The following is a 26931-nucleotide window of genomic DNA, read 5'->3' on the forward strand; positions in this document are numbered from 1 at the left end:
GCCGTGCGTGGCTGCTGGTGATCGCGGCGAGCGCGCCGCAGCTGGCGATGGCCGCGGACTTCGACGGACGCCAGCTGGCCGCGTGGTGGGCCGTGCCATTCGCCGGCCTGCTGCTGTCGATCGCCACGCTGCCCCTGCTGGCGCCGCAGTTCTGGCACCACCACTTCGGCAAGGTCGTGGCCGGCTGGGCCCTCGCCTTCCTGCTGCCGTTCGCGGCGGTCTTCGGCGCCGGGGCGGCCGGGGCGGCGCTGCTGCACGCGGCGCTGGCCGAGTACCTGCCGTTCGTGATCCTCCTCACGGCGCTGTTCTGCGTGTCGGGCGGCATCTACATCCGGGGCAACCTGCACGGCAGCCCGGCGCTGAACACCGCCGTGCTCGCCATCGGCGCCGCGCTGGCCAGCGTGATGGGCACCACCGGCGCCTCGATGCTGATGGTGCGGCCCCTGATCCGGGCCAACGACGACCGCCGGCACAAGGCGCACGTGTTCGTCTTCTTCATCTTCATCGTGTCGAACGCCGGCGGCTCGCTGACGCCGCTGGGCGACCCGCCGCTGTTCCTCGGCTTCCTCCAGGGCGTCGACTTCTTCTGGACCGTGCGCCACATCGGTCCCGAGACCCTGTTCCTCGTCGGCTGGCTGCTCGCGCTGTTCTTCGCGCTGGACAGCTGGTACTACCACCGGCGCGAGGAATTGCTGCCGATGGACCCGACGCCCGACTCGCGCGGCATCGGCTTCGACGGCGCGCGCAACTTCTGGCTGCTGTTGGCCATCGTCGGCCTGGTGCTGCTGTCCGGCACGTGGAAGTCCCGCATCGTGTTCGAGATCGGCGGGCTGGAGATGGGGTTGCCCGGGCTGGTGCGCGACGTCGGGCTGATCGTCGTCACCTGGCTGTCGCTGCGCATCACGCCGGCCCGCGTGCACGAGGCCAACCAGTTCTCGTGGGGACCGATGCAGGAGGTGGCCAAGCTGTTCGCCGGCATCTTCCTCACCATCGTGCCGGTGATCGCGATGCTGCGCGCCGGCCTCGACGGCCCGTTCCATGCGATCGTCGCCGCCGTCACGCGGCCGGACGGCACGCCGGACCCCGCTATGTACTTCTGGGCCTCCGGCGTCCTGAGCTCGTTCCTCGACAATGCACCGACCTACCTGGTGTTCTTCAACACCGCCGGCGGCGATGCCCAGCACCTCATGACGACACTGGCGCCCACTTTGGCCGCGATCTCCGCCGGTTCGGTGTTCATGGGTGCCAACTCCTACATCGGGAACGCGCCGAACCTGATGGTGAAGGCGATCGCGGAGCATCGCGGTGTCACAATGCCAGGCTTCTTCGGCTACATGGCCTGGTCGGCCGCGGTGCTGCTGCCGCTGTTCGCCGCCATGACGTTCCTCTTCTTCCGCTAGCGCCTGCCATGAACAAGCCCGCCATCCTGGTCGCCCGCGCCGTCTTCCCCGAGGTCATCGAGAAGCTCCGGAAGCATTTCGATGTCGAGCACAACCAGGCCGAAGAGACCTGGTCGCGCGAGCAGCTGCTGGCCCGCCTCAAGGGCAAGGTCGGTGCCTTCACCACCGGTGGCGAGCGCATCGACGCCGACCTGCTGAAGGCCTGCCCGGGCCTGCGCATCTGCGCCAACATGGCCGTGGGCTTCAACAACTTCGATCTCGCCGCGATGACCGCGGCCAAGGTGCTGGCCACCAACACGCCCGACGTGCTGACGGAGACCACGGCCGACTTCGGCTTCGCGCTGCTGATGGCCACCGCGCGCCGGGTCACCGAGAGCGAGCATTTCCTGCGCGCGGGCAAGTGGGACAAATGGTCCTACGACATGTTCGCGGGCTCCGACGTGCATGGCAGCACGCTGGGCATCCTGGGCATGGGCCGCATCGGCCAGGGCATCGCGAAGCGCGGGGCGCATGGCTTCGGCATGAAGGTGATCTACCACAACCGTTCGCACCTCGCGCCCGCGCTCGAAGCCGAGTGCAAGGCGACCTACGCGAGCAAGGAGCAGCTGCTGCGCGAAGCCGACCACCTCGTGCTGGTGCTGCCGTACTCGGCGCAGTCGCACCATGCGATCGGCGCCGCGGAACTGGCGCAGATGAAGCCCACCGCCACGCTGGTCAACATCGCCCGCGGCGGCATCGTCGATGACGCGGCGCTCGCCAAGGCACTGCGCGAGAAGCGCATCGCCGCCGCCGGCCTGGATGTCTTCGAGGGTGAGCCCAAGGTACATCCCGACCTGCTCACGGTGCCGAACGTCGTGCTCACGCCGCACATCGCCAGCGCCACCGTTCCGACCCGCTTGGCGATGGCCAACCTCGCCGCCGACAACCTGATCGGCTTCCTGGTGCACGGCAAGCCGCTGACGCCGCTGAATCCCGAGGTGCTGGCCTGAGCACGATGGAACCCTGGCTGGTCGCGGGACTGGGCATCGCCAGCGTCGCCGTCCTCATCACGCTCTCCCTGGTCATCGTCCTGCTGCTGCGCAAGCCGCCGCAGCTGGACACCGGCCGCGCCGAACTGCTGGCGGCCAACGAGCGCATCGAGCGCGAACTGCGGCGCGAGATCAGCGAGTCCTCGCGCGGTGCGCGCCAGGAGATGACGCATTCGCTGGCCACCTTCCAGGAAGCGGTGGTCAAGCAGGCCGCCGAAGCCACGCGCACGCAGAACACCCAGATCGACGCCTTCGCCCAGCAGCTCACGCTGCTGCAGAAGACGCTGGGCGACACGCTCACCACCCAGCTGCAGGGCCTGTCGGAGCAGAACGCGCGGCGACTGGCCGAGGTGCGCGGCACGCTGGAGGCGCAGTTGTCGATCCTGCAGCAGACCAACACGGCCAAGCTCGAGGAGATGCGCCGCACCGTCGACGAAAAACTGCAGAGCACGCTCGAGGCGCGCCTGGGCGAGAGCTTCAAGCAGGTGGCCGACCGGCTCGAGCAGGTGCACAAGGGGTTGGGCGAGATGCAGTCGCTGGCGCAGGGCGTGGGCGACCTGCAGCGCGTGCTGACCAACGTGAAGACGCGCGGCATGTTCGGCGAGGTGCAGCTGGAGAACCTGCTCGAGCAGGTTCTCACGCCCGACCAGTACGGTCGCCAGGTCGAAACCAAGCCGACCAGCAACCAGCGTGTCGATTTCGCCATCCGCTTCCCGGGTCGCAGTGCCGACGGCGTGCCGGTGTGGCTGCCCATCGACGCCAAGTTCCCGCGCGACGACTACGAGCGCCTGCTCGACGCCCACGAGCGGGCCGACACTGCCGCCGTCGACAGCGCCGGGCGCGCGCTGGAAGTGGCGATCCGCAAGGAAGCCAGGTCCATCTGCGAGTCCTACCTCGCACCGCCGCACACCACCGACTTCGCGATCCTGTTCCTGCCGATCGAGAGCCTCTATGCCGAGGTGCTGCGCCGGCCGGGCCTCATGGACGCGCTGCAGCGTGACTTCCGCGTGACGCTGGCCGGCCCGACGACACTGCTGGCGATGCTGAACAGCCTGCACATGGGCTTCCGCACCCTGGCCCTGGAGCGCCAGGCCTCCGAGGTCTGGAAGGTGCTCGGCGCCGTGAAGACCGAGTTCGAGCGCTATGGAACGTGGGTCGAGCGCATCCGCGAGCAGGTGCGCAAGGCGTCCGAAACCATCGACGCGGCCGAGACGCGCACCAAGCAGATGCGGCGCGCGCTCAAGGTCGTGGAATCGCTGCCCGAGGGCGAGGCGCAGGCGCTCCTGCCCGGGCTGGCCGCACAAGGGGACGAGTCGGTGTGACCCCCGCGCTGGCGCGCCTGATCGCGGCCCAGGTTTTCCTGCATGCCACCATGGCCGGCACCCGGATGGCCGCGCCGCTGCTGGCCCTGCGCGCGGGCTACAGCGAGGCTGCGGTGGGCGTGCTGCTCGCCCTGTTCGCGCTGACGCAGGTCTTCCTGTCGCTGCCGGCGGGCAACTACGCCGACCGGCATGGGCTGCGGCGGCCGTTCGGGATGGCGGTGATCGCCGCGGCCACGGGCGCGGGCCTGGCCGCCGCGTTCCCGGTGTTCCCGGTGCTGTGCGTCTCGGCCCTGCTCACTGGCGGCGCCGCGGGCACCGCTGCCGTCGCGCTGCAGCGCCACGTGGGACGCGCGGCCGAGGGGCCGACGCAACTGCGCCAGGTGTTCTCGTGGCTGGCCATCGGTCCTGCCTTCTCCAATTTCATGGGCCCGTTCTTCGCCGGGCTGGCGATCGACAACGGTGGCTTCCGGCTCGCGTTCCTGCTCGTCACGCTATTCCCGCTCGTCTCCTGGTTCTGGGCGCGGGACGTGCGCGAACTGCCGCCGCTCGAGCCCACCCATGCGGGGCGGACGGAGCCGGCCTGGGACCTGCTGCGCGAGCCGCAGTTCCGCCGTCTGCTGCTGGTGAACTGGCTGCTGTCCTCGTGCTGGGACGTGCACACCTTCGTCGTGCCGGTGCTGGGCCACGAGCGCGGCCTGTCGGCGTCGGTGATCGGCACCATCCTCGGCGCCTTCGCCTTCGCGGCAGCTGCGGTGCGCGTCCTGTTGCCGGTGCTGGCTGCCCGCGTCAAGGAGTGGGCGATGATCACGGCCGCAATGGTTGCCGCAACGGCGCTGTTCGCGATCTATCCGCTGCTGCACTCGGCGCTGGCCATGGGGATCTGTTCCGTGCTGCTGGGCATCGCGCTCGGCGTGGTGCAGCCGATGGTGATGAGCACGCTGCACCAGATCACGCCCGAGCATCGGCATGGCCAGGCCGTCGGCCTGCGGCTGATGGCGATCAATGCCTCGAGCGTGTCGATGCCGATGCTGTTCGGGGCCGCCGGCGCCGTGATCGGCATCGCCGGCGTGTTCTGGACGGTGGCTGCCGCCGTGGCCAGCGGCACCCGCGTGGCCTGGGGGCTAAGGCAGGTGCAGGCGCCTGGCCATCACGCCCGGAACGCCGCTCAGAGCCCGTAGAACGAGCGGATCACGTCCCAGGCCGCCTGCGGCTCGTCGGCGTACTGGAACAGGTCGAGGTCCTGCGGCGAGATCACGCCTTCCTCGATCAGCACGTCGAAGTTGATCAGCCGCTTCCAGTAGTCCGACCCGAACAGCACGATCGGCACCTGCTTGGCCTTGCGGGTCTGCACGAGCGTGATCACCTCGAACAGTTCGTCGAGCGTGCCGAAGCCGCCCGGGAACGCCACCAGCGCCTTGGCCCGCATCATGAAGTGCATCTTGCGCAGGGCGAAGTAGTGGAACTTGAACGAGAGGTCGGGCGTGACGTAGGGGTTGGCCGCTTCCTCCATCGGCAGCGCGATCGACAGGCCCACGCTGATGCCGTTGGCCTCGTGCGCGCCGCGGTTGGCGGCCTGCATGATGCCGGGCCCGCCGCCCGTGCAGATGAACAGCTTGTCGCGCGGTGCCTTGGGCACGCTGTACTGCGCCACCAGCTTGCCGAACGCGCGCGCCTTCTCGTACCAGTGCGCATTGCGCGCCAGTGCGCGCGCGCGCCGGATCACCGCGGCGTCGCCGCCGGCCTCGGCCGCCTGCACCAGCGCCTGGGCTTCGTCCTCGCTGCGGAACCGGGCGCTGCCGAACACCACGATGGTGTTCTCGATGCCGTGCGCCTGCTGCTCGAGGTCGGGCTTGAGAAGCTCCAGCTGGAAGCGGATGCCGCGCGTCTCGCGGCGCAACAGGAACTCGGGATCGGCGAAGGCCAGCCGGCTCGCGTCGCTGTCGAGCGGCAGCCCGGCATCGGAATGCGCCTTGAGCGTGGCCCAGGCATCGGCCAGTTTCTGGTCGTGGATGTTGCGGGAAGACATGGGGCCATTTTGACGGCAACGGGCGCCGGGCCGGGCAAGGTCGACAGGTCAGCCGCGCCGCACCTGCAGCCAGCGCAGCAGCGGCTCGCGCGCCGGCGCGAGCCCCTTGTACTGGAGCACGGCCTCGGACATGGACGCCAGCGCGTCATGCAGCCTCGCGGCCTTCGCCGCCGTGTCCACGGCCTGCGCCAGAGGCTGCAGCATCACCCGGATCGTGAAGACGGCCTGCCGCGTGCCTTGCCCGACCGGAAAGAAGGTCTGGCGCTCGGCGCGCAGGAAGCAGGCAGCCGCGAAGCGCTCGGGATCCGCCGCATCGGGCCACGGCTCGCGGGCGTGTCGGCGCGGATGCTGGTCGAAGCGCGGCGAGGGGCTCACGGTCCACACGTGCCGCTCCCAGTGCTCGCCCGAGGTGGCCAGCTCCACCAGGTGCCGGTTCGCGGCCAGGAGCGTGGCGCTGTCCGCGACCGGGCGGTGCACGGCCACGAAGTCGAGGCCGAGCTTGTCCTCGGGCGACCAGTGCGAAGGGAGGCAGACCGACAGCCAGGGCAGGGTGCCGCTCGCGCCGTCGAGGATCGCGAAGTCCTCCTCGACTGCCAGTTCCACCGGCGTGCCTTCGGGCACCGCGATGCCCTCGCGCGCGGCCTGCTGCGTGATGGCCGCGAGCGCGGGCGCTGCATCGAAGCCCGGCACGGCGAGGCGTGACTGGCCGGCCTGCACCACGCGCTGCTTTTCCCGCGCCAGCGGGGAGTCGGGAGCCAGCGGTGTCAGGTGCCGTGCGTCATTGCCCAGCCGACGCAGCCCGGGCTGCATGCGGAACGGCGTGGCGATGGAGGCGAGGTCGAAGTCCATGGACCCAAGAAAAAGGCTCCTCGCGGAGCCTTCGGGTGGAGTGCGGTCGCGGTGCGATCAGACGCGGCGGCGGTATTCGCCGGTGCGCGTGTCGATCTCGACCTTGTCGCCCTGGGCCACGAAGATCGGCACGCCGACCTCGAAACCGGTAGCGATCTTGGCCGGCTTGAGCACCTTGCCCGAGGTGTCGCCCTTGACGGCCGGCTCGGTCCAGGTGATTTCGCGCTCGACGCTGGTGGGCAGTTCGACCGAGATCGCCTTGCCTTCGTAGAACACCACCTCGGCAGGCATGCCTTCCTCGAGGTAGTTCAGGGCATCGCCCATGTTCTCCTTCTCGACCTCGTACTGGTTGTACTCGCCGTCCATCCAGACGTACATCGGGTCGGCGAAGTAGGAGTACGTGCAGTCCTTCTTGTCCAGGACGATCTGGTCCATCTTGTCGTCGGCCTTGAAGACGACTTCCGTGCCCTGGTTGGACAGCAGGCTCTTGAGCTTCATGCGCACGGTGGCCGCGTTGCGGCCGCCGCGGGCGTATTCGGTCTTCAGCACGACCCAGGGCTGCGTGGTGTGCATGATCACGTTGCCGGCGCGGATTTCTTGAGCGATTTTCATGGTGAGTGGCGTTGGTGGGCCGCGGGTGCCGGGCGGGGCGGCCAGTGCGGCGGTGGGCGCGGTCGCCGGACGGGCCGGAGGGCGCAGAACCCCGGATTTTACCGTGTTTCGGCCGGGCTCCCCGTGCTGGCGCAGGTCACGTGGGTCCTTGCGGTGATACTCGGCGCCCATGCGCATCGAACGCCCGACGCTGCACACCGAGACACTGGTGCTGCTGGCCGCCGTGTACCTGCTGGCCGTCTGCAACCTGCCGTTCTGGCGGGCGGCCCTGGCCGGCCGCGACTGGGCCGCGCCGGGCACCTGGGCACTCTTCGCGGGCATGTTCGGCGCGTTCACCGCGGCCTACGTCGGCTTCACCCTCCTGCCGGCCACCCGCTGGACGGTGCGGCCGCTGCTGGCGATCCTGGTTCTCGTCGGCGCGTCGCTCGCCTGGTACATGGACCGGTACGCGATCTACTTCGATCGCACCATGCTGCGCAACGTGCTGGCCACGAACTGGGGCGAGGCCCGCGAACTGCTGGGCCCCAGGTACATCGTGCACATGCTCGTCTTCGGCGTGCTGCCGGCGGCGCTGCTGTGGTGGCCACGGCTGGCGCGTCGCTCGGCCGGGCGCGCGGTGCTGGTGCGGGTCGGCTGGATCGTCGCCTCCGTGCTGCTGGCCGTCGGCTGCCTCCTGCCGGTGTTCGCCGACTTCGCGTCGCTGATGCGCAACCAGCGGCAGGTGCGCTTCCTGCTCAATCCGGGCAATGCCGTTGCGGCTGGAGTGGCGGAGGCGTGGGACAGCGGCAGCCGGGTGCCGGCGGCCTCCATCCCGGTCGGTGCCGACGCCACGCTGGCGGTCGCGCCGCAGCATCGGCCCACGCTCTTCGTGCTGGTGGTGGGCGAGACGGCTCGGGCGCAGAACTTCTCGCTCGACGGGTACCCGCGGCTCACCAACCCGGAGCTGGCGCGGCGCGACGTGATCAACTTCCCCCACGTGACGTCCTGCGGCACCAGCACCGAGGTCTCGCTGCCGTGCATGTTCTCGCCCTTCGGCCGGCGCAACTACGACGCCGGGGAGATCGCTTCGCACCAGTCCGTGCTGCACGTCCTGCAGCGCGCCGGCGTGCACGTGCTCTGGCGCGACAACCAGTCGGGCTGCAAGGGCGTGTGCACCGGGCTCGAGGTGGAGGACATGAACCAGGTGGCCGCGGGTTGGCCGCTGTGCCCCCGCGGAGCCTGCTTCGACGAGGTGCTGCTGCAGGGATTGCAGGAACGCCTGGCCAGGGCCGAAGGGCCGCAGGCCATCGTGCTGCACCAGCTGGGCAGCCACGGGCCCGCGTACGACAAGCGCTATCCGCCGGCGTTCCGCCGTTTCGTGCCGGCCTGCGCGCGCGAGGAACTGCGCCAGTGCAGCCAGGCGGAGATCGTGAACGCCTACGACAACACGATCCTGTACACCGACCACGTGCTCGGCCAGTTGATCGACCTGCTCGCGGCGCAGCAGCAGCGCTTCGACACGGCCCTGCTGTACGTCTCCGACCACGGCGAGTCGCTGGGCGAATCCGGCCTGTACCTGCACGGCGTGCCGTACGCCCTGGCGCCCGACGTGCAGACGCACGTGCCCATGGTCGCCTGGATGTCGCCGGCCTACGCACGTGCCAGCGGCCTGGACGAAGCATGCCTGCGCCAGCGTGCGGCCCAGCCAACCAGCCACGACAACCTGTTCCACACGCTGCTGGGCGCGTTCGACGTGCACACCTCGGCCTATGACCCGGGCCTGGACCTGCTGCGGCCCTGCCGGCGGCCGCCGGGCTGAATTCAGCCCGCGACGAAGGCCTTCAGCTGCGTGACCAGGTCGGCCTGGGCGAGCAGGCGCTCACGGGCCTGGCGGACCGCGGCCTGCCAATCGACCCAGGCGGCTTCGGCGGGCTCGACGTCGCCGAAATTCCAGGCCCGGTGCAGTTGCCGCAGCGACGCGGGCGCCTGCATCCAGTCGAGGAAGGCATCCAGCTTGGCCTCGTGCACGCCGTCGGCCTGCGGGTAGATGTGCCACGCGAAGGGACGCGCGGCCCACAGGGCGCGCACCAGCGAGTCCTCGCCGCGGACGAAGTTGAAGTCGCTGGCCCACAGCAGGTGGTCGTACTCGCGCTGTGGCAGCGCGGGCAGCCAGTGCAGGGTCACCGCCCCCGTGGGTTCGCCGGCATCGATCAGTGAACGCATCGCGGCGGTCGCGCGGCCGGGCGTCACCAGCAGCAGGATGGGTTCGCCGCTCGCTGCCACGGACTGGAACCAGCGCCGCAGCCCCGGCGGCTCGTAGCAGAACAGGCTGATGACACGCTCGCCGCGCCACGCGATGCCGTGCCTTGTCAGCCAGGCGGCGCGATCGAACTCCTGCTGGCGCCGCAGGAGATCCGGCTCGCGCAGCAGGCCGCCCGTGCGGGACGTGAATCCCGGATAGAAGAACCGCTTGACGAGTCCCCGGCCCGGTCCGCTCAGCACGGGCGAGGGCAGGGCGTGGCACCGCTCGACCCAGGCTTCCGCCGAGAGGTACTCGAGGTTGATCCAGGCAGGCTGCCGGCACCGGGCCTGCGTGGCCCGCGCGATCGCCGCCACGAACGCTTCATCGAGTTCGCAGCCGAAGGCCTCGATGACTGCGTCCGCAGGCTCGGCCGTATGGGCCGCGGACCACGGCAGGACTTCGACGCCCGGCTGGCCCGCCGGCGCCATCCAGGCCAGCGCACCCGCATCGTCGATCCACAGCCGCACGGTGTCGCCGCGGTCGGCGAGGTCGGCCGCCAGCCGCCAGCAGACGCCGATGTCGCCGTGGTTGTCGATGACCTTGCAGAAGATGTCCCAACGCATCGCGCCGGGATAATACGCAGCCTATGTCCGACCGCCCGGTGCATTCCGAACAGCTGCTGGCCGAGGTGGCCGCGCTGCCGCAGCTTCCCGGCGTCTACCGCTACTTCGATGCCGACGGCGGCGTGCTGTACGTGGGCAAGGCGCGCAACCTGAAGAAGCGGGTCTCCAGCTACTTCCAGAAGAACCACGGCGGCACGCGCATCGGCCACATGATCTCGCGCATCGCGCGCATGGAGACCACCGTGGTGCGCTCCGAGGCCGAGGCGCTGCTGCTGGAGAACAACCTCATCAAGGCGTTGAACCCCCGGTTCAACATCCTGTTCCGCGACGACAAGAGCTACCCCTACCTGAAGATCCACGGCGCGCCGGACAAGCTGGGCTTCGACGAAGCCGGCAAGGGCGCGCACACCGCGGCCACCTTTCCGCGCGTGGCGTACTACCGCGGCGCCGTCGACCGAAAGCACCGCTACTTCGGCCCCTATCCCAGCGCGTGGGCGGTGAAAGAATCGATCCAGCTGCTGCAGAAGGTGTTCCGCCTGCGCACCTGCGAGGACACGGTGTTCGCCAATCGAACGCGCCCCTGCCTCCTGTACCAGATCAAGCGCTGCTCGGGCCCGTGCGTGAACCTCGTCGAAGCCGAGGCCTACCAGCAGGACGTGCGCAATGCCGAGGCCTTCCTGCGCGGCGACACGCAGGCGGTCCTCAACCAGCTGGAGCAACGCATGCTGCAGCACTCGGAGCGGCTCGAGTTCGAGCAGGCCGCGGAGCTGCGCAACCAGATGGCCGCGCTGTCCAAGGTGCTGCACCAGCAGTCGGTGGACACCGGGTCCGACAAGGATGCGGACATCCTGGCCGTCAAGGTGCAGGGCGGCAAGGCGTGCGTGAACCTGGCGATGGTGCGCGGCGGCCGGCACCTGGGCGACCGCGCGTACTTCCCGACCCACATCGAGGACGCGGCGGTGGTGCAGGGCTTCGACGATGCCGAGGATGCAGTTCCCCAGCAGCCGGTCGAGGTGCAGGTGCTGGAAGCGTTCATCTCGCAGCACTACATCGGCGTGCCCGTGCCGCCGGCGCTGATCACCAGCGTGCCTGTGGCGCGCGAGCTGGTCGAGGCCCTGTCCGAGCAGAGCGGCGTGAAGATCAACGCCGTGCACAACCCGCGCGAGCAGCGCCGGCTGTGGCTGGAGATGGCTGAGAAGAACGCGGCCATCCAGCTGGCGCGGCTGCTGGCGGAGGAGGGCTCGCAGCAGGCGCGCACGCGTGCGCTGGTGGAGGCGCTGGATCTCGATCCCGACGACCTCGAGAGCTTCCGCGTCGAGTGCTTCGACATCTCCCACACGGCCGGCGAGGCGACACAGGCCTCGTGCGTGGTCTTCCACGACCACCGGATGCAGAACAGCGAGTACAGGCGCTACAACATCGACGGCATCACCCCCGGCGACGACTACGCGGCGATGCGGCAGGTGCTCACCCGCCGCTATGCGCGGCTGGCGGAGGTGGGTCGCGATCCGCCCGATGCCTCGCCGCCGGTTGGCAACGCGGGCAGCGAGGCCGAGCCCGTGGACATCACCGTCAAGGACGAAGCAGCCGTGGCCGCCGCGCCGAAGAAGGTCTCGACGCGCGGTGGCGGCGCCTCGCGCCTGCCCGACCTGGTGCTGGTGGACGGCGGCCGTGGCCAGGTGAGCATGGCCCGCGAGGTGTTCGCGGAACTTGGGTTGGACCTGTCCGTGATCGTCGGCGTGGAGAAGGGTGAAGGCCGCCGCGTCGGCCTGGAAGAACTGGTCTTCGCCGATGGCCGCGAGAAGGTGTACCTGGGCAAGGATTCGGCAGCGCTGATGCTGGTGGCGCAGATCCGCGACGAGGCGCACCGCTTCGCGATCACGGGCATGCGTGCGCGGCGCGCCAAGGTGCGCGTGGGCGGCAGCAAGCTCGAGGAGATTCCCGGCATCGGCGCCAAGAAGCGCGCCCGCCTGCTGCAACGCTTCGGTGGCATCCGGGGCGTCGCGTCGGCGGGCGTCGACGACATCGCGTCCGTGGAAGGCATCGGTCGCGACCTTGCCGAGGAGATCTACCGTGCGTTGCATTAAGTGGCTGTGGGCCAGCGTGGCCGGCCTGCTGGCGGGCTGCACCTCGCTGGTCCTTCCGGGGCTCGCGGGACTGGCGGGCGTGGAAGCTGCCTCGCTGGGCAACACGCCCGCCGGCGCGGCGAGCACCTGGTCCGAGTACAAGCTGCGTGCCGCACGCCGCATCCACGCGGCCAATCCGGGAGAGACCTTCAGCGGTCCCTTGCCCGACCCGCTGCAATCGATCCCCGTGCTGGAGGTGCGCCTCAATCGCGACGGCAGCGTGCAGAACATCGTCGTGCTGCGCACGCCGCGGCAATCGCCCGAGACGGTGCAGATGGCCATCCGCGCCATCCGCCGCGCCGCCCCGTTCGAGCCGGTGGGACACCTGCCGCGACCCTGGCAGTTCAGCGAGACCTTCCTCTACAACGAATCGCTGAAGTTCCAGCTGCGCACGCTGGCCGAGGCGCCGTGACCGGCGAGGGCGCGGGCCGTGTGAGAATCCAGCCCATGTTCTTCACGGTCCCGACGATCCTCACCTGGACGCGCATCGTCGCCATTCCGCTGATCGTCGGCGTCTTCTACCTGGGACTGCCGCATCCGGTGCAGAACATGATCGCGACCGTGATGTTCATCGTGTTCGCGCTGACCGACTGGCTCGATGGCTTCCTGGCGCGGCAACTGAACCAGACCTCGGCGTTCGGTGCGTTCCTCGACCCGGTGGCCGACAAGTTCCTGGTCTGCGCCTCGCTGCTGGTGCTGGTGCACCTCGGCCGCGCCAACGTCTTCGTCGCGCTCATCATCATCGGCCGCGAGATCGCAATCTCCGCGCTGCGCGAGTGGATGGCGCAGATCGGCGCGTCGCGCAGCGTGGCCGTGCACATGCTGGGCAAGGTGAAGACGACCGTGCAGATGGTCGCGATCCCGTTCCTGCTGTTCGACGGGCTGCTATTCGACACCATCGACACGCGCTTCTGGGGCCAGTGGCTGATCTGGGCCGCTGCGATCCTCACCGTGTGGTCGATGGTGTACTACCTCCGCAAGGCCCTCCCCGAGATCCGCCAGCGGGTCCACTGAGCGCGATGTCCTCCGAGAGTCGCCAGGCCCTGCTGGTGCGGGCCATGCCCGCCGTGTTCGTGGTGATCTGGAGCACCGGCTTCATCGTGGCGCGCTATGGCATGCCGCATGCGCCGCCGATGAAGTTCCTGGCGTGGCGGTACGCGCTCTCGGTCGCGTGCTTCTTCTTCTGGGCGCTCGCGGCCCGCGCCGTCTGGCCGCGCGGTGGCGTGCAGTTCGTGCACCTGGCCGTCACCGGCGTGTTCATGCATGCCGGCTATCTCGGCGGCGTGTGGGCGGCGGTGAAGGCCGGCATGGGCGCGGGACTTGCCGCGCTGCTGGTGGGCCTGCAGCCGGTGCTTACCGCGATCTGGGTGTCGCTGCGAGGCGGCTCGGTCGCCCGGCGGCAGTGGGCGGGCCTGGCGCTCGGCCTGGCAGGGTTGCTGCTGGTGGTGTGGCAGAAGCTCGGCTACGGCGAAGTGCATCCGCTGAACCTGCTGTTCGCGCTGACCGCGCTGGTGTCCATCACCGTCGGCACGCTGTACCAGAAGAGGTTCGTCGCGCCTTGCGACGTGCGCACCGCCAACCTGGTGCAGCTGGCTGCCGCCTTGCTGGTCACGCTGCCCCTGGCCGCGCTCGAAACGGAGCCCATGCGCTGGACGGGACCTCAGGGCTGGAACACCGAACTGGTGGGCGCCCTGTGCTGGTCGGTGGCTGGGCTCACCCTGGGCGGCAGTTCGCTGCTGTATCTCCTGATCCAGCGCGGCGCCGCGACCGCCGTCACGAGCCTCATGTACCTGGTGCCGCCGACGACGGCGGTGATGGCCTGGATCCTTTTTGGCGAGCCGATCACGCCGGTGATCGTCGCCGGCGTGGCGCTCACCGCCATCGGCGTGAGCCTGGTCATCCGCGCACCCGAAGGCAGGAGGGCCTGATGCTGGAGAAGTTCGATCGCATCACCCTGGAGCGCGAGGGCGTGCCGCTGGCCGTGCGGCGTGCCGGCAAGGGACAGCCGCTGCTGCTGCTGCACGGGCATCCGCAGACCGCGTCCATGTGGCACCGCGTCGCGCCGGACCTCGCGCGCGATTTCGACCTCGTGCTGCTCGACCTGCGCGGTTACGGCGACTCGGGTCGGCCGCCAGCCGGCGAGGGCAGCACGGCGTACAGCAAGCGGGAGATGGCGCTCGACGCCGTGCACGTGATGCGCAGTCTCGGGCACGAGCGGTTCCAGGTGCTGGCGCACGACCGCGGGGCGCGTGTCGCGCACCGGCTTGCGGCAGACCATCCGCAGGCGGTCGACCGCATGCTGCTGCTGGACATCGCACCGACGCTGGCGATGTACCGCAACACCACGCAGGCGTTCGCGACCGCCTACTGGCACTGGTTCTTCCTGGTGCAGCCGCCACCGCTGCCCGAGGCGCTGATCGCGTCCGATCCGGTGCGCTACATCCGCAGCGTCATGGGATCGCGCCATGCGGGGCTGGCGTGTTTCGCGCCCGAGGCCCTGGCCGAGTACGAGCGCTGTGTGCGCATCCCGGGCACGGCCGAGTCCATCTGCGCCGACTACCGCGCCTCGGCCGGCATCGATCTCGTGCACGACCAGGCCGACGTGGATGCAGGGCGCCTGCTGCAGCAGCCGCTGCGCGTGCTGTGGGGCGAGCATGGCGCGGTGGGCCGCAACTTCGACGTGCTCGCGCTGTGGCGCGACCGTGCGCGCGAGGTCAGCGGTCGGAGCCTGCCGTGCGGGCATTACATTGCGGAGGAAGCGCCGGACTTGCTGCTGCAGGAGGCGCGAACGTTCTTCAGGAGACAGAAATGAGCAAGAAGCGCATCGCCGTCATCGCCGGTGACGGCATCGGCAAGGAAGTCATGCCCGAGGGCGTGCGGGTGATGGAGGCAGCGGCCTCGAAGTACGGCATCGACCTCGCGTTCGACCACTTCGACTTCGCCTCGTGGGAGTACTGCGAGAAGCACGGCAAGTACATGCCGGACGACTGGAAGGACCGCATCGGCGGCCACGACGCCATCTTCTTCGGCGCCGTCGGCTGGCCCGAGAAGGTGCCGGACCACGTTTCGCTGTGGGGCTCGCTGGTGATGTTCCGGCGCGAGTTCGACCAGTACGTCAACCTGCGGCCCGCGCGCCTGATGCCGGGCATCACGTGCCCCGTGGTGCGTCGCGACGGCAGTCCGCGCCAGCCCGGCGAGATCGACATGTACATCGTGCGCGAGAACACCGAGGGCGAGTACTCGATGGTGGGCGGCCGCATGTTCCCCGGCACCGACCGAGAGATGGCGATGCAGGAGACGATCATGACGCGCAAGGGCGTCGATCGCGTGCTGAAGTTCGCGTTCGAGCTCGCGAAGTCGCGGCCGAAGAAGCACCTGACCAGTGCCACCAAGTCCAACGGCATCGCGATCACGATGCCTTACTGGGACGAGCGCGTCGCCGAGATGGCCAAGGCCTACCCCGGCGTGAAGCAGGACAAGTTCCACATCGACATCCTCACCGCGCACTTCGTGCAGCGGCCCGATTTCTTCGACGTGGTGGTCGCCAGCAACCTGTTCGGCGACATCCTGAGCGACCTGGGGCCGACCTGCACCGGCACCATCGGCATCGCGCCCAGCGCGAACCTGAACCCGGACCGACTGTTCCCGTCGCTGTTCGAGCCGGTGCACGGCTCGGCGCCCGACATCTTCGGCAAGAACATCGCCAACCCGATCGGCCAGATCTGGTGCGGCGCGATGATGCTGGATTTCCTGGGCCACAAGCAGGCGCATGACGGCGTGCTGGCTGCGATCGAGAAGGTGCTCGATCCCAAGTCCGGTGCGCCGCGCACGCCGGACATCGGCGGCAAGGCATCGACGACGGACCTCGGGAAGGCCATCGCCGCCGCCTTGTGAGCGGTCACGCGTGACTTAGTTGCCGCGGTGCAGCGCCGAGAGTCTGCACGGCCCACGGGCCGTGTTGTAAAGGTGCGAGCCTTATTGACACACTTGTAGCCGCTGGCTTTAATCAACGCAGTGGCCCGAGCGGCCGCGCGAAGTCTCCCCCACCTGGCACACACCCCGTCGCATCGCGGCGGTCCAGGGCGGGAGACAAAAATTTTTCTGAAGACGACCTGACCAAACATTCTCTGAGGGGCTCCTGTGAACAAAACCGAACTGATTGAGCACATCGCGAAGCACGCCGACATTTCCAAGGCGGCGGCCACGCGGGCGCTGGAATCGATGATCGGCGCCGTCAAGACGACGCTCAAGAAAGGCGGCTCCGTGTCGCTGGTGGGCTTCGGCACGTTCGCCGTCGGCAAGCGGGCAGCTCGCAGCGGCCGCAATCCCCGCACCGGCGCGCAGATTAAAATCAAGGCTGCCAAGGTGCCCAAGTTCCGTCCCGGCAAGGCGCTGAAGGATGCGCTGAACTGAGACGGGCAGTCCGGTGGGGTGCTTAGCTCAGCTGGTAGAGCGGCGCCCTTACAAGGCGTAGGTCGGCGGTTCGATCCCGTCAGCACCCACCAAACAGCGAAGGCGAACGGATGTTCGCCTTTCGTGTTTCTGGACACCTCGCTGTTTTCTTCCATCCCTGGAGTCACGAGAGTCGCGCATGTTTGAATTCGTCCGCAAGCACAACCGGATCATGCAGGTGCTGCTGTTCCTGCTGATCTTCCCGTCGTTCGTGCTGTTCGGGGTGGAGCGGTACAACTCGATGAACGCCGGCGGTCCCACCGTCGCGAAGGTCGACGGCCACAACATCACGCAGACCGACTGGGACAACGAGCATCGCCGCCAGGTCGACGTGCTGCGCCAGCGCATGCCGAACCTCGACCCGAAGATGTTCGACACGCCGCAGGCGCGCTACGGCACGCTGGAGCGCATGGTGCGCGAACGCGTGCTCGCCGCCGCGGCCGCCAAGGACAAGCTGACCACGTCCGACCAGCGCCTTGCGCGCGAGCTGCAGTCCAACGAGGTCATCGCCTCGCTGCGCGGTCCGGACGGCAAGCTGGACATGGACCGCTACAAGCAGCTGGTGAGCGCGCAGGGCATGACGCCGCAGATGTTCGAGGACTCGGTGCGCACCGACATCGCCACCCGCCAGGTGCTGGGTGGGCTCACCGGCAGCGCGCTGGCGACACCCGCGCAGGCCGGCGTGGCACTGGATGCGTTCTTCGGCCGCCGCGAGATCCAGGTGGCGCGCTTCGATGCGTCCAACTACGCCGCCAAGGTGCAGCCGACGCCCGCCGACCTTGAGGCCTTCTACAAGGCCCACGTGCAGATGTTCCAGGCGCCCGAGCAGGCGAGCATCGAGTACGTGGTGCTGGACCTCGACACCGTGAAGAAGGGCCTGACCGTCAGCGACCAGGACCTGCGGGCCTATTACGAGCAGAACGCGCCCCTGATGGAGGAACGCCGCGCGAGCCACATCCTGGTGGCGGTGCCGCGCGACGCCAGCGCCGCCGACAAGGAGAAGGCCAAGGCCAAGGCCCAGGCGATCTACGAGCAGGTGAAGAAGGCGCCCGACACGTTCGCGGAAGTCGCGAAGAAGGAGTCGCAGGACCCGGGTTCCGCTGCCAAGGGCGGCGACCTCGATTTCTTCGCCCGCAAGGCGATGGTCAAGCCGTTCGAGGACGCCGTGTTTGCGATGAAGAAGGGCGACATCAGCCCGCCGGTCGAGAGCGAGTTCGGCTGGCACATCATCAAGCTCACCGACGTGCGCGGCAAGACATTCGAGCAGATGCGCCCCGAGATGGAAGCGCAGCTGGCCAAGCAGCAGGCCCAGCGCAAGTTCGCCGAGACGGCGGACGCATTCAACAACGCCGTGTACGAGGCGGCCGACGGCTTCAAGACCGTGGCCGAGCGCTTCAAGCTGGAGATCAAGACGGCCTCGAACGTGCAGCGCAATCCGGGACCCCAGGCCAAGGGGCCGCTCGCCAATCCGAAGCTGCTCGCCGCGCTGTTCACGCCCGAGAGCATCGAGAAAAAGCGCAACACCGAGGCGGTGGAGACCGGCCCGAGCCAGCTGGTGTCGGCGCGCATCGTGCAGTACAGCCCCGCGCGCACGCTGCCGCTGGACGACGTGAAGGACGCGGTTCGCCAGCGCGTGGTGGCCGACAAGGCCGCCGAACTCGCGCGCAAGGAAGGCATGGACAAGCTCGCGGCGTGGAAGGCGAATCCGGCCAGCGCCACCGGTCTCTCCGACAAGCTCGTGGTCTCGCGGGAAGATCCCGCGAAGCAGCCGCAGGCCGTGGTGGAAGCGGCGCTGCGTGCCGATCCTGCGGCGCTGCCGGCACTTTCCGGCGTCGACCTCGGAACCAATGGCTATGCGGTGGTGAAGGTGGAGAAGGTGCTGCCGCGGCAGGCGCACGATGCCAATGTGGCGAAGGAAGAGCAGAGCCAGTACGCGCGAGCCTGGAGCGCCGCGGAAGCGCAGGCCTACTACAACACGCTCAAGCAGCGGTTCAAGGCCCAGATCCTGGTGCCGCAGCCGGCGGCGGAAGAAGTGGCCGAGGGCACCACGCGCTGAGCCCTCTGGCACAACGGCCGCGGCTATAATCGCGGTCTTCGACGGTGGCTGTAGCTCAGTTGGTAGAGTCCCAGATTGTGATTCTGGTCGTCGTGGGTTCGAGTCCCATCAGCCACCCCAGCAATCCGAATAAAGCCGCTTGCCCCGCAAGCGGCTTTTTCTTGGGGCCGCTCAGTTGACCATCACGAGCTTGCCCTTGACCCCGCGCGATCCCATGTGCGCATAAGCGGCCTTCAGCTCGGCCATCGGCATCGTGCGGTCGATCACCGGCTTGACCTTGCCCTGCGCGTACCACTGCGCCAGCTCGCCCATCATGGCCGTGTTGGCCTTGGGCTCGCGCCGCGCGAAGTCGCCCCAGAACACGCCGACGATGGACGCGCCTTTCAGCAGCGGAAGGTTCAGGGGCAGCGAGGGAATCGGGCCCGAAGCAAAGCCGACGACGAGATAACGCCCGCGCCACGCGATGGAGCGGAACGCCGGTTCCGCGAAGTCGCCGCCGACCGGGTCGTAGATGACGTCGGGACCTTTGCCGTCCGTGGCTGCCTTGATCGCGTCGCGCAGGTTGCCCTGGCTGTAGTTGATCGTCGCGTCGGCGCCGATCGAGGTGCACAGCGCGCACTTCTCGTCGGTGGACGCGGCCGCGATGACACGTGCGCCCATCGCCTTCGCGATCTGGATCGCGGCCGTGCCGACGCCACCGGCTGCGCCGAGCACCAGCACCGTCTCGCCAGCCTTCAGCTGCGCGCGATCGACCAATGCGTGGTGCGAGGTCGCGTAGATCATGATGAACGCCGCCGCATCCACGGCCGGGAATCCCGGCGGCAGCGGCATGCACAGCGCGGCCGGCGCGAGAGTGTGCGTTGCAAAGCCGCCGGTGCCCGACAGGCACGCCACGCTCTGCCCGACCTGGAGGTGCTTCACGCCCTCGCCGACGGCCTGCACCACGCCCGCATATTCCGACCCCGGCACGAACGGCAGCGCCGGCTTGTGCTGGTACTTGTTCTGCACGATGAGCAGGTCGGGGAAGTTCAGGCTCGCGGCCTGGATGGCCACCAGCACTTCGCCGGCCTTGGGCGACGGCGTCGGCAGTTCCTTCCATTGCAGCGCCTCGACGCCGACGGGGTTCTCGCAGAGCCAGGCATGCATGGCGATCGTCTCCGGGAAGAAAGCGCCGGATCATAGGCGGCCGCGCCACGCGCGCGATGTCCCTGCCGTGACCCGAGCCCTACAATCCCCGCAGGGCCCAGCGCATGAAGATCCTGATTTCCAACGACGACGGCTACCGGGCGCCAGGCCTGCTCGCATTGCACCAGGCGCTGAAGGACCTGGGCGACGTCGAGGTGGTAGCACCGGAGCACAACAACAGCGCCAAGTCGAATGCGCTCACGCTGCATTCGCCGCTGTACGTGCAGGAGGCCAGCGACGGCATCCGCTACGTCAACGGAACGCCGGCGGACTGCGTGCACATCGCGCTCACCGGACTGCTCGGCTACCGGCCCGACCTGGTGGTCAGTGGCATCAACAACGGCGCCAACATGGGCGACGACACCATCTACTCCGGCACGGTGGGCGCGGCCATGGAGGGCTACCTGTTCGGGATCCCGGCCATCGCGTTCTCGCAGGTGGAGAAGGGCTGGGCGCATCTCGATGCCGCCGCGGCCCGCGCACGCGAACTGGTGCAGCAGGTGATCGCGCAGGGGCTGGACGCGGAGCGCCCGTTCCTGCTGAACGTCAACATTCCGAACCGGGCATTGCCCGAGCTCGGCCCTTTCGAGGTCTGCCGGCTGGGTCGGCGCCACGCGGCCGAGCAGGTGATCCCGCAGCCCAGCCCGCACGGCCAGACCATGTACTGGATCGGTGCCGCCGGGCCGGCGAAGGACGGCGCAGACGGCACCGACTTCCACGCCACGACGCAGGGTCGCATCTCCGTCACGCCGCTGCAGGTGGACCTGACGGATCACGCGTCCTTGCGCGATTGGGCCGGCCGCGTGCGACGTTCCGTGGGTTCGCGATGACACGCCGTCCCGGCTTTCCCGCGCGCAGCGCGCTCTCCCCGGCGCCCGCCGCCGCGAAGGAGCGGCCGGGCGCAGGTGCGCCGCGCCAGCCCATGCCCGGGCCCGTCGCTCCGGTGCAAGGGGTCGGCCTCGATTCGGGCGCGGTGCGTGCGCGCATGGTGAGCCGCCTCGCGGCACAGGGCATCGCCGATCCACGCGTGCTCGCTGCACTGGGTTCGGTGGAGCGGCATCGCTTCGTCGACACCGCGTTGGTGAACCAGGCCTACGAGGACACCAGCCTGCCCATCGGCCTGGCCCAGACGATCTCGAAGCCGAGTGTCGTGGCACGGATGGTCGAGCTGCTGCTTGCGGGCCTGCCCGGGGGCAAGCTCGGGCGCGTGCTCGAGATCGGCACCGGGTGCGGCTACCAGGCGGCGGTGCTCGCGCAAGTGGCCACCGAGGTCTACAGCATCGAGCGGCTGCGCGGCCTGCACGAGAAGGCGCAGGCCAACCTCCGGCCGCTGCGCCTGCCCAACGTGCACCTGCTGTTCGGCGACGGCATGGTGGGCTTCGCCAAGGGCGCGCCTTATGCAGGGATCATCGCCGCCGCTGGTGGTGAAGCGGTGCCGCGGACCTGGCTGGACCAGCTCGCCATCGGCGGCCGCATCGTCGCGCCCACCGTGATGCCCGGCGGGCAGCAGGCCCTGGTGGTGCTGGAGAAGGGCGAGCGCGAAGTGCGGCAGAGCGTCCTTGAGACCGTTCACTTCGTGCCCCTAAAATCCGGCATCGCTTGAAGGGAACGACACAGATGAAGGGAATGGGCGCGAGCGCTCGCATGGCATCCGCGCTGTTGGTGGTCGCGGTGCTGGCCGGTTGCGCGTCGAAGCATCGCGCTCCTGCGCCGGTGGAAGACCGCAGCAGCGGCGTGCGCGCGCCTGTGGTCGCCTCGGGCGAACCGGTGAAGAACCTTCCCGGCGCGGAGAACGCCGGCAAGCCCGGCTACTACACCGTGAGGCAGGGCGACACGCTGATCCGCATCGCGCTCGAGCAGGGCCAGAACTGGCGCGACATCGTGCGCTGGAATGCGCTCGACAATCCCAACGTCATCGAGACCGGCCAGGTGCTGCGCGTGGCGCCGCCGGCCGAGGCGGTCGTGGCGCGGCCGATCGCGCCCGCGGTCATCACGGCGTCGGCGGCAACGCCTGCGGTGGGTACCGCCTCTGCGGCCAGCGCCGTGGCCAGCGCGCCGCGGCCTGCGGCGTCCGCCGCTGTCGCGGCACCCAGCGTGCCCGCAGCAACGCCGGAGGACGACATCGCGTGGGGCTGGCCTGCGCCGGGCAACAGCTCGGTGCTCGCCACGTTCGACGAAGTGAAGAACAAGGGCCTGGACATCGCGGGCAAGGCCGGCGATCCGGTACTGGCTGCCGCGGATGGCCGCGTCGTGTACGCCGGTGCGGGTCTGCGCGGCTACGGCAACCTGCTGATCCTGAAGCACAACAACATCTACCTGACGGCCTACGCGCACAACCAGACCCTGCTGGTCAAGGAGGACCAGACCGTGCGCAAGGGACAGAAGATCGCCGAGATGGGCGCCAGCGACGCGGACCGCGTCAAGCTGCATTTCGAGATCCGCCGCCAGGGCAAACCCGTCGACCCCGCCAGATTCCTGCAGGCGGCAAGGTAGGCATGGCCCGCAAGCGCAACGGACAAGGCAGGACGCCTGATCCGGGCGCGATGGAGCAGGGCGTCCCGCCCGACGTGCAGCCGCCCGAACCGCCCGGTGGCGAACTGCGGACGCGCGAGGTCACCGAGGCCGCCGGCGATTCCAGCGACACCCTGACGCTGTACCTGCGCGACGTGCGTCGCACCGAACTGTTCACTGCGCAGGAGGAATTCGAGACCGCCACGCGCGCACGCGCCGGCGACTTCGCGGCCCGGCAGTCGATGATCGAGCACAACCTGCGGCTCGTGGTGAGCATTGCCAAGGGCTATCTGGGGCGTGGCGTGCCGCTGTCCGACCTGATCGAGGAAGGCAACCTCGGCCTGATGCACGCGATCGACAAGTTCGAGCCGGAGCGCGGCTTCCGCTTCTCGACCTATGCCACCTGGTGGATCCGGCAGTCGGTCGAGCGCGCGGTGATGAACCAGGGCCGCGTCATCCGGCTGCCGGTGCATGTGGTGCGCGAACTGCAGCAGGTTCTGCGTGCGCGGCGCACGCTCGAGAACGATCCGGAGTTCCAGGCCCGCCGCACGCATGCCGGCGGCGAGGGCGTGCGGGTGGAAGACATCGCCGCGCTGCTCGGGCGCAGCGCGCATGACATCGGCGACCTGCTCGCGATGGCCGAAACGCCGCGTTCGCTGGACGCTTCGCTCGATCGCTCCGAGGACGACTACACGCTGGGCGACTCGCTGGCCGACGACCAGGCCGTCGACCCGACGGGCGTCACCCACAACCACGAGGTCGAGCGGCTGCTGGCCAACTGGGTCGAGACGCTGTCGCAGCGCGAGAAGGAAATCCTGGAAGGCCGCTTCGGCCTGCACGACCGCGAGCCCGAGACGCTGGAGGTCCTCAGCGATCGCCTGGGCCTCACGCGCGAACGCGTGCGCCAGATCCAGAACGAGGCCCTGCTGAAACTGCGCCGCCACATGCTGCGCAATGGCATCGACCGCGAAGCGTTGTTCTGAGTCATGAAAGGGCACTGCTAAAGTGCCCGCATGACCTGGCCCGTTCTTGTCTTCGACATCGAATCCATTCCCGACGTCCCCGGCCTGCGCCTGCTGCGCGGTGCGCCTGCGGACCAGAGCGACGCGCAGGTGCACGAAGCCTGGGTGCAGGAACGCAAGGCCAACGGGCAGAGCGACTTCCTGCCGCATCACCTGCAGCGAGTTCTTGTGATCAGCTGCGTGTTCCGCAGCGGCGAGGGCCTGCGCGTGCACTCGTTCGTCGACCGCGACGGCGCCAGCGAGGGCCGCATCGTGCAGTCGTTCTTCAACAGCATCGAGAAGCACGTGCCGCAGCTGGTCAGCTGGAACGGCGGCGGCTTCGACCTGCCGGTGCTGCACTACCGGGGCTTGCGGCACGGGGTCGTCGCCGACAAGTACTGGGACATGGGCGATGACGACCGCGAGTTCAAGTGGAACAACTACATCGGCCGCTACCACATGCGCCACCTGGACCTGATGGACCTGCTGGCGATGTACCAGCCGCGCGCCAATGCGCCGCTGGATGCGATGGCCAAGCTGTGCGGCTTCCCGGGGAAGCTCGGCATGGATGGAGGGCAGGTCTGGCCGGCGTACCTGGAAGGCAAGCTGGAGGACATCCGCCGGTACTGCGAGACCGACGTGATGAACACCTACCTGCTGTACTGCCGGTTCCAGAAGATGCGCGGCGGGCTGACGGAAACCGAGTACTCGCAGGAGATCGCACTGATCAAGGAGACACTGGCCGGCCTGGCCGAGGCCGAGCCACACTGGCGCGAGTACCTGGACGCCTGGCAATGAGGGCGCTGCGCGGTGCCGCGCTGCTGGCCAGCCTGGTGCTGTCGATGCCTGGTGTGCACGCCGCCGCGGCCCAGCGCGGCTTCGAGGTCCTGCACTATGACGCGCAGATCGAGCCGGACCTCCGGGCCGGTCGTGTCGCCGGTCACGAGCGAATCGCGCTGCGGGCAGCATCTGGCGTGGACGAGGTCGCCTTCGATGCAGGCAGCCTGGATGTCGATGCGGTCGAGGTCGACGGTTTGCCAGTGACTTTCACGAAGAGCGGGCCGCGATTGCAGATCACGTTGCCGGTGCACGCCGCCGGCGTCCGGCAGATGCTCGACATCCGTTATCGCGCCGCACCGATGTTCGGCCTGCAGTTCGCCCGGGAGCTGGAGCAGGCCTACACGGTCTTTTCCACGAGCGAGTGGATGGTGGTGCTCGACGACCCGTCGGTGCGCGCCACGCTGGATCTCTCGGTGGTGGTTCCGACTGGCTGGACCGTCGCTGGCCACGGAGCGGCAACGCGCACGCCCCTGGATGACGGCCGCGAGCGCGTGGCCTGGAAGCAGTCGGTGCCGGTGCCGAGCTTCGTGTATGGATTCGCGATCGGCCGCTTCCAGGAGGCGCAGGAGGTGCGCGACGGCGTGGTGCTGCGCGAACTTTCGACGCAGCGGTCGCCAGACGAACTGCGGACGATCTTCCGGCGCACCGGCGACATGCTCGCCTTCATGGGCCAGGTGTCGGGGATTCCGTACCGCGGTCGCTACGAGCAGGCGCTGGTCGCCCGGACGGTAGGTCAGGAAGCGGCAGGGTTCGCGCTGCTGTCGGAGGGATTCGGCGAACGCGTTCTGCGCGGCGAAGGGTCGGATGCGCTCTCGCGCACGAAGCCGCGCACCAGTGGTGGGGCGTGCTCGTGACATGCGCCGACTGGGGTCATTTCTGGCTGAACGAGGGCTTCGCCGTGTTCCTGGCCGCCGCATTCGAGGAACGGCAGTCCGGGCGCGACGCGTACCTGCGGCAGGTGGCGTCCTGGCAGGCGCGCGTGGAGCGGCTGCGCGCTGACGGTCATGACCATCCACTGGTGTATGCCGAATGGGTGCGGCCGACGGCGGACGATCGCGCAGTGGTGTACCAGAAGGGCGCCTACGTGCTGCACCTGCTGCGCGAGGCCGTGGGCGAGCAGGCGTTCTGGCGCGGCATTCGCGAGTACACGTTGGCGCATCGAGGCGCCAGCGTCACCACGGCCGACTTCCAGCGCGCCATGGAAAGGTCGGCGGGCCGCGATCTCGGCGCCTTCTTCGACCGCTGGGCCTGGGGAGGCCTGAGACAATCGGGTCCATGACGGACAAGAAGGAAGTGGCCGCCCCGGCGCAGGACGGCTGGCTGGTCGTGGAAGCGCTCGATCTCGAAGCGCAAGGCGTGGCCCGGCGCCCCGACGGCAAGGTGGTGTTCATCGACGGGGCGCTGCCGTTCGAGCAGGTCAGCGTGTCGGTGCACCGGCGCAAGAACAACTGGGAGCAGGGCACCCTCACGGCGATCCACCGCGAATCCTCGCAGCGGGTGCGTCCGCGCTGCCCGCATTTCGGCCTGCACGAGGGCGCCTGCGGCGGCTGCAAGATGCAGCACCTGGATCCTGCGGCGCAGGTGGCGATGAAGCAGCGGGTGCTCGAAGACAACCTGTGGCACCTGGCAAAGGTGCGGCCGGACCTCGTGCTGCGCCCGATCCAGGGCCCGGACTGGAACTACCGCTGGCGCGCGCGGTTCTCGGTGCGCCACGTGCGCAAGAAGGGCGCCGTGCTGGTGGGCTTCCACGAGCGCAAGAGCCGCTACGTGGCCGACATCCGGGAGTGCCACGTCGTGCCGAAGGAGGTCAGCGACCTGCTGCTGCCGCTGCGCGCGATGGTCGGTGCCATGGACGCCATCGAGACCTGCCCGCAGGTCGAGCTGGCCTGCGGCGACGACGTCATCGCACTGGTGCTGCGGCACCTCGAGCCGCTGAGCCCGGGTGACCTGCAACGGCTGCGCGACTTCGCGCGCGAGCATCCGCGGGTGCAATGGTGGCTGCAGCCGAAGGGGCCCGACACGGTGCACCTGCTGGATAAGGGCGGCCCGCAGCTTGCCTACGGACTGCCCGAGTTCGGCTTGACGATGCCGTTCCGGCCCACCGACTTCACGCAGGTCAATCCGCACATCAACCGCACCCTGGTGTCGCGGGCGCTGCGGCTGCTGCAGGTGCAGCGGGACGATCGCGTGGTGGACTGGTTCTGTGGCCTGGGCAACTTCACGCTGCCGCTGGCGACCCAAGCGCGCGAGGTGCTGGGCATCGAAGGCAGCGAAGCGCTCGTGGCGCGCTCGCGCGAGAACCTCGAGAACAACCGGCGCCAGCGCACGCTGGCGCCGACCAGGTTCGTGGCACGCAACCTGTTCGAGATGACGCCCCAGCAACTGGCGGGGGATGGCGTGGCCGAGAAGTGGCTGGTGGATCCGCCTCGCGAAGGCGCTTTCGCATTGGCGAAGGCGCTGGCCGACCTGCACCAGCAGCCGGACCTCGCTCCGGGTTGGACGCCGCCGGCCGCATCGTCTACGTGAGCTGCAATCCGGCGACGCTGGCACGCGATGCCGGGCTGCTGGTGCACCAGGGCGGCTACCGCTGCGCGGCTGCGGGCGTGGTCAACATGTTCCCGCACACCGCCCACGTCGAGAGCATCGCCGTCTTCGAACGCCTGTCGTGAGGCGCCAATG

General features: G+C 69.0%; 25 protein-coding genes, 2 tRNA genes and 1 pseudogene. 23 read left to right on the top strand and 5 right to left on the bottom strand.

Translation table 11 applies throughout. The features are described from left to right. The first annotated feature begins 47 nt into the window (after positions 1–47). From ACPWT1_RS14125 to ACPWT1_RS14140, 4 genes are read left to right on the top strand one after another with little or no spacing between them, the layout of a single operon-like run. Positions 48–1400 (top strand): sodium:proton antiporter, encoded by a 1353-nt coding sequence (locus tag ACPWT1_RS14125; protein ID WP_427915558.1) that lies wholly within the window; start codon positions 48–50, stop codon positions 1398–1400. A gap of 8 nt (positions 1401–1408) precedes the next feature. Continuing rightward, entirely contained in the window at positions 1409–2389 is a 981-nt protein-coding gene (locus ACPWT1_RS14130) for a 2-hydroxyacid dehydrogenase (RefSeq protein WP_427911802.1), read from the top strand. A 5-nt stretch (positions 2390–2394) separates the two neighbouring features. Then, positions 2395–3750 carry a DNA recombination protein RmuC gene (locus ACPWT1_RS14135; protein WP_427911803.1) on the top strand — a complete coding sequence of 452 codons (1356 nt, stop codon included), beginning with the start codon at positions 2395–2397 and terminating at the stop codon, positions 3748–3750. Next, complete coding sequence (locus tag ACPWT1_RS14140) at positions 3747–4928, top strand: MFS transporter (protein ID WP_427911804.1); 1182 nt, start codon at positions 3747–3749, stop codon at positions 4926–4928. Before ACPWT1_RS14135 ends, ACPWT1_RS14140 begins: the two co-directional genes overlap by 4 nt. Here the strand turns inward: ACPWT1_RS14140 and ACPWT1_RS14145 are convergent. From ACPWT1_RS14145 to efp, 3 genes are read right to left on the bottom strand one after another with little or no spacing between them, the layout of a single operon-like run. Continuing rightward, the gene (locus tag ACPWT1_RS14145) at positions 4916–5776 is read right to left on the bottom strand and encodes a TIGR00730 family Rossman fold protein (protein WP_427911805.1); all 861 of its coding nucleotides are present in this window, start codon (positions 5774–5776) and stop codon (positions 4916–4918) included. The two genes, ACPWT1_RS14140 and ACPWT1_RS14145, sit on opposite strands and share 13 nt — an antisense overlap. A gap of 48 nt (positions 5777–5824) precedes the next feature. Continuing rightward, entirely contained in the window at positions 5825–6625 is an 801-nt protein-coding gene (locus ACPWT1_RS14150) for a heme-dependent oxidative N-demethylase subunit alpha family protein (RefSeq protein WP_427911806.1), read from the bottom strand. A gap of 57 nt (positions 6626–6682) precedes the next feature. Continuing rightward, positions 6683–7237, bottom strand: a complete 555-nt coding sequence (efp, locus tag ACPWT1_RS14155; RefSeq protein ID WP_427911807.1) for an elongation factor P — start codon at positions 7235–7237, stop codon at positions 6683–6685. 169 nt (positions 7238–7406) lie between these two features. Between efp and ACPWT1_RS14160 the strand changes: the two genes are divergently transcribed. Then, positions 7407–9035 carry a phosphoethanolamine transferase gene (locus ACPWT1_RS14160; protein WP_427911808.1) on the top strand — a complete coding sequence of 543 codons (1629 nt, stop codon included), beginning with the start codon at positions 7407–7409 and terminating at the stop codon, positions 9033–9035. Positions 9036–9037: 2 nt separating this feature from the next. Here ACPWT1_RS14160 and earP read toward each other — a convergent pair whose 3' ends face one another. Beyond that, positions 9038–10081, bottom strand: a complete 1044-nt coding sequence (gene earP, locus ACPWT1_RS14165) for an elongation factor P maturation arginine rhamnosyltransferase EarP (protein ID WP_427911809.1) — start codon at positions 10079–10081, stop codon at positions 9038–9040. Positions 10082–10104: 23 nt separating this feature from the next. Here earP and uvrC point away from each other — a divergent pair, with 23 nt between their 5' ends. From uvrC to ACPWT1_RS14215, 10 genes are all read left to right on the top strand, one after another. Next, positions 10105–12168, top strand: coding sequence for an excinuclease ABC subunit UvrC (gene uvrC / locus ACPWT1_RS14170; protein ID WP_427911810.1), 2064 nt, complete (start codon positions 10105–10107; stop codon positions 12166–12168). Further along, positions 12155–12619: an energy transducer TonB gene (locus ACPWT1_RS14175; protein ID WP_427911811.1), complete on the top strand. Its 465-nt coding sequence runs from the start codon at positions 12155–12157 to the stop codon at positions 12617–12619. Before uvrC ends, ACPWT1_RS14175 begins: the two co-directional genes overlap by 14 nt. A gap of 35 nt (positions 12620–12654) precedes the next feature. Beyond that, positions 12655–13221: a CDP-diacylglycerol--glycerol-3-phosphate 3-phosphatidyltransferase gene (pgsA, locus tag ACPWT1_RS14180; protein ID WP_427911812.1), complete on the top strand. Its 567-nt coding sequence runs from the start codon at positions 12655–12657 to the stop codon at positions 13219–13221. Between the two features lie 5 nt (positions 13222–13226). Then, positions 13227–14135: a DMT family transporter gene (locus ACPWT1_RS14185; RefSeq protein ID WP_427911813.1), complete on the top strand. Its 909-nt coding sequence runs from the start codon at positions 13227–13229 to the stop codon at positions 14133–14135. Beyond that, positions 14135–15019 carry an alpha/beta fold hydrolase gene (locus ACPWT1_RS14190; RefSeq protein ID WP_427911814.1) on the top strand — a complete coding sequence of 295 codons (885 nt, stop codon included), beginning with the start codon at positions 14135–14137 and terminating at the stop codon, positions 15017–15019. The genes ACPWT1_RS14185 and ACPWT1_RS14190 overlap by 1 nt, the downstream gene beginning before the upstream one ends. Beyond that, a complete protein-coding gene (locus tag ACPWT1_RS14195) occupies positions 15016–16101 on the top strand; it encodes a tartrate dehydrogenase (protein ID WP_427911815.1) in 1086 nt (361 codons plus the stop codon). Before ACPWT1_RS14190 ends, ACPWT1_RS14195 begins: the two co-directional genes overlap by 4 nt. A gap of 246 nt (positions 16102–16347) precedes the next feature. Further along, a complete protein-coding gene (locus ACPWT1_RS14200) occupies positions 16348–16620 on the top strand; it encodes an HU family DNA-binding protein (RefSeq protein WP_013901776.1) in 273 nt (90 codons plus the stop codon). Between the two features lie 16 nt (positions 16621–16636). Further along, positions 16637–16712 (top strand) — tRNA-Val (locus ACPWT1_RS14205). 86 nt (positions 16713–16798) lie between these two features. Beyond that, positions 16799–18715: a SurA N-terminal domain-containing protein gene (locus ACPWT1_RS14210; RefSeq protein ID WP_427911816.1), complete on the top strand. Its 1917-nt coding sequence runs from the start codon at positions 16799–16801 to the stop codon at positions 18713–18715. Between the two features lie 44 nt (positions 18716–18759). Then, positions 18760–18835, top strand: a tRNA-His gene (locus ACPWT1_RS14215). A gap of 51 nt (positions 18836–18886) precedes the next feature. On the opposite strand, the gene ACPWT1_RS14220 is transcribed toward ACPWT1_RS14215, so the two are convergent. Continuing rightward, positions 18887–19861: an NADPH:quinone oxidoreductase family protein gene (locus ACPWT1_RS14220; protein WP_427911817.1), complete on the bottom strand. Its 975-nt coding sequence runs from the start codon at positions 19859–19861 to the stop codon at positions 18887–18889. Between the two features lie 104 nt (positions 19862–19965). On the opposite strand from ACPWT1_RS14220, the gene surE reads away from it, so the two are divergent. From surE to rlmD, 8 genes and pseudogenes are all read left to right on the top strand, one after another. Then, positions 19966–20730 carry a 5'/3'-nucleotidase SurE gene (gene surE / locus ACPWT1_RS14225; protein WP_427911818.1) on the top strand — a complete coding sequence of 255 codons (765 nt, stop codon included), beginning with the start codon at positions 19966–19968 and terminating at the stop codon, positions 20728–20730. Further along, positions 20727–21503, top strand: coding sequence for a protein-L-isoaspartate(D-aspartate) O-methyltransferase (locus tag ACPWT1_RS14230; protein WP_427911819.1), 777 nt, complete (start codon positions 20727–20729; stop codon positions 21501–21503). The genes surE and ACPWT1_RS14230 overlap by 4 nt, the downstream gene beginning before the upstream one ends. A 41-nt stretch (positions 21504–21544) precedes the next feature. Then, positions 21545–22393 (top strand): peptidoglycan DD-metalloendopeptidase family protein, encoded by an 849-nt coding sequence (locus tag ACPWT1_RS14235; RefSeq protein WP_427911820.1) that lies wholly within the window; start codon positions 21545–21547, stop codon positions 22391–22393. Positions 22394–22395: 2 nt separating this feature from the next. Continuing rightward, on the top strand, positions 22396–23394 hold the full coding sequence (gene rpoS, locus ACPWT1_RS14240; RefSeq protein ID WP_427911821.1) for an RNA polymerase sigma factor RpoS: 999 nt from the start codon (positions 22396–22398) through the stop codon (positions 23392–23394). Between the two features lie 30 nt (positions 23395–23424). Further along, the gene (locus ACPWT1_RS14245) at positions 23425–24210 is read left to right on the top strand and encodes a 3'-5' exonuclease (RefSeq protein WP_427911822.1); all 786 of its coding nucleotides are present in this window, start codon (positions 23425–23427) and stop codon (positions 24208–24210) included. Then, on the top strand, positions 24207–25106 hold the full coding sequence (locus ACPWT1_RS14250; protein ID WP_427911823.1) for a hypothetical protein: 900 nt from the start codon (positions 24207–24209) through the stop codon (positions 25104–25106). Before ACPWT1_RS14245 ends, ACPWT1_RS14250 begins: the two co-directional genes overlap by 4 nt. Further along, positions 25022–25531 (top strand): M1 family aminopeptidase, encoded by a 510-nt coding sequence (locus ACPWT1_RS14255; protein WP_427915559.1) that lies wholly within the window; start codon positions 25022–25024, stop codon positions 25529–25531. The genes ACPWT1_RS14250 and ACPWT1_RS14255 overlap by 85 nt, the downstream gene beginning before the upstream one ends. After that, a pseudogene (gene rlmD / locus ACPWT1_RS14260) lies at positions 25528–26921 on the top strand (23S rRNA (uracil(1939)-C(5))-methyltransferase RlmD). Before ACPWT1_RS14255 ends, rlmD begins: the two are co-directional and overlap by 4 nt. The last annotated feature ends 10 nt before the right edge of the window (positions 26922–26931 follow it).

The sequence above is a fragment of the Ramlibacter sp. MMS24-I3-19 genome (assembly GCF_050320135.1).
Lineage (GTDB): Bacteria > Pseudomonadota > Gammaproteobacteria > Burkholderiales > Burkholderiaceae_C > Ramlibacter.

Coding starts and splice junctions, on each gene's coding strand:
- ACPWT1_RS14125 (WP_427915558.1), top strand. CDS start 48: ATGGCCGCGGACTTCGACGGACGCCAGCTGGCCGCGTGGTGGGCCGTG.
- ACPWT1_RS14130 (WP_427911802.1), top strand. CDS start 1,409: ATGAACAAGCCCGCCATCCTGGTCGCCCGCGCCGTCTTCCCCGAGGTC.
- ACPWT1_RS14135 (WP_427911803.1), top strand. CDS start 2,395: ATGGAACCCTGGCTGGTCGCGGGACTGGGCATCGCCAGCGTCGCCGTC.
- ACPWT1_RS14145 (WP_427911805.1), bottom strand. CDS start 5,776: ATGTCTTCCCGCAACATCCACGACCAGAAACTGGCCGATGCCTGGGCC.
- ACPWT1_RS14150 (WP_427911806.1), bottom strand. CDS start 6,625: ATGGACTTCGACCTCGCCTCCATCGCCACGCCGTTCCGCATGCAGCCC.
- efp (WP_427911807.1), bottom strand. CDS start 7,237: ATGAAAATCGCTCAAGAAATCCGCGCCGGCAACGTGATCATGCACACC.
- ACPWT1_RS14160 (WP_427911808.1), top strand. CDS start 7,407: ATGCGCATCGAACGCCCGACGCTGCACACCGAGACACTGGTGCTGCTG.
- earP (WP_427911809.1), bottom strand. CDS start 10,081: ATGCGTTGGGACATCTTCTGCAAGGTCATCGACAACCACGGCGACATC.
- uvrC (WP_427911810.1), top strand. CDS start 10,105: ATGTCCGACCGCCCGGTGCATTCCGAACAGCTGCTGGCCGAGGTGGCC.
- pgsA (WP_427911812.1), top strand. CDS start 12,655: ATGTTCTTCACGGTCCCGACGATCCTCACCTGGACGCGCATCGTCGCC.
- ACPWT1_RS14185 (WP_427911813.1), top strand. CDS start 13,227: ATGTCCTCCGAGAGTCGCCAGGCCCTGCTGGTGCGGGCCATGCCCGCC.
- ACPWT1_RS14190 (WP_427911814.1), top strand. CDS start 14,135: ATGCTGGAGAAGTTCGATCGCATCACCCTGGAGCGCGAGGGCGTGCCG.
- ACPWT1_RS14195 (WP_427911815.1), top strand. CDS start 15,016: ATGAGCAAGAAGCGCATCGCCGTCATCGCCGGTGACGGCATCGGCAAG.
- ACPWT1_RS14210 (WP_427911816.1), top strand. CDS start 16,799: ATGTTTGAATTCGTCCGCAAGCACAACCGGATCATGCAGGTGCTGCTG.
- ACPWT1_RS14220 (WP_427911817.1), bottom strand. CDS start 19,861: ATGCATGCCTGGCTCTGCGAGAACCCCGTCGGCGTCGAGGCGCTGCAA.
- surE (WP_427911818.1), top strand. CDS start 19,966: ATGAAGATCCTGATTTCCAACGACGACGGCTACCGGGCGCCAGGCCTG.
- ACPWT1_RS14230 (WP_427911819.1), top strand. CDS start 20,727: ATGACACGCCGTCCCGGCTTTCCCGCGCGCAGCGCGCTCTCCCCGGCG.
- ACPWT1_RS14235 (WP_427911820.1), top strand. CDS start 21,545: ATGGCATCCGCGCTGTTGGTGGTCGCGGTGCTGGCCGGTTGCGCGTCG.
- rpoS (WP_427911821.1), top strand. CDS start 22,396: ATGGCCCGCAAGCGCAACGGACAAGGCAGGACGCCTGATCCGGGCGCG.
- ACPWT1_RS14245 (WP_427911822.1), top strand. CDS start 23,425: ATGACCTGGCCCGTTCTTGTCTTCGACATCGAATCCATTCCCGACGTC.
- ACPWT1_RS14250 (WP_427911823.1), top strand. CDS start 24,207: ATGAGGGCGCTGCGCGGTGCCGCGCTGCTGGCCAGCCTGGTGCTGTCG.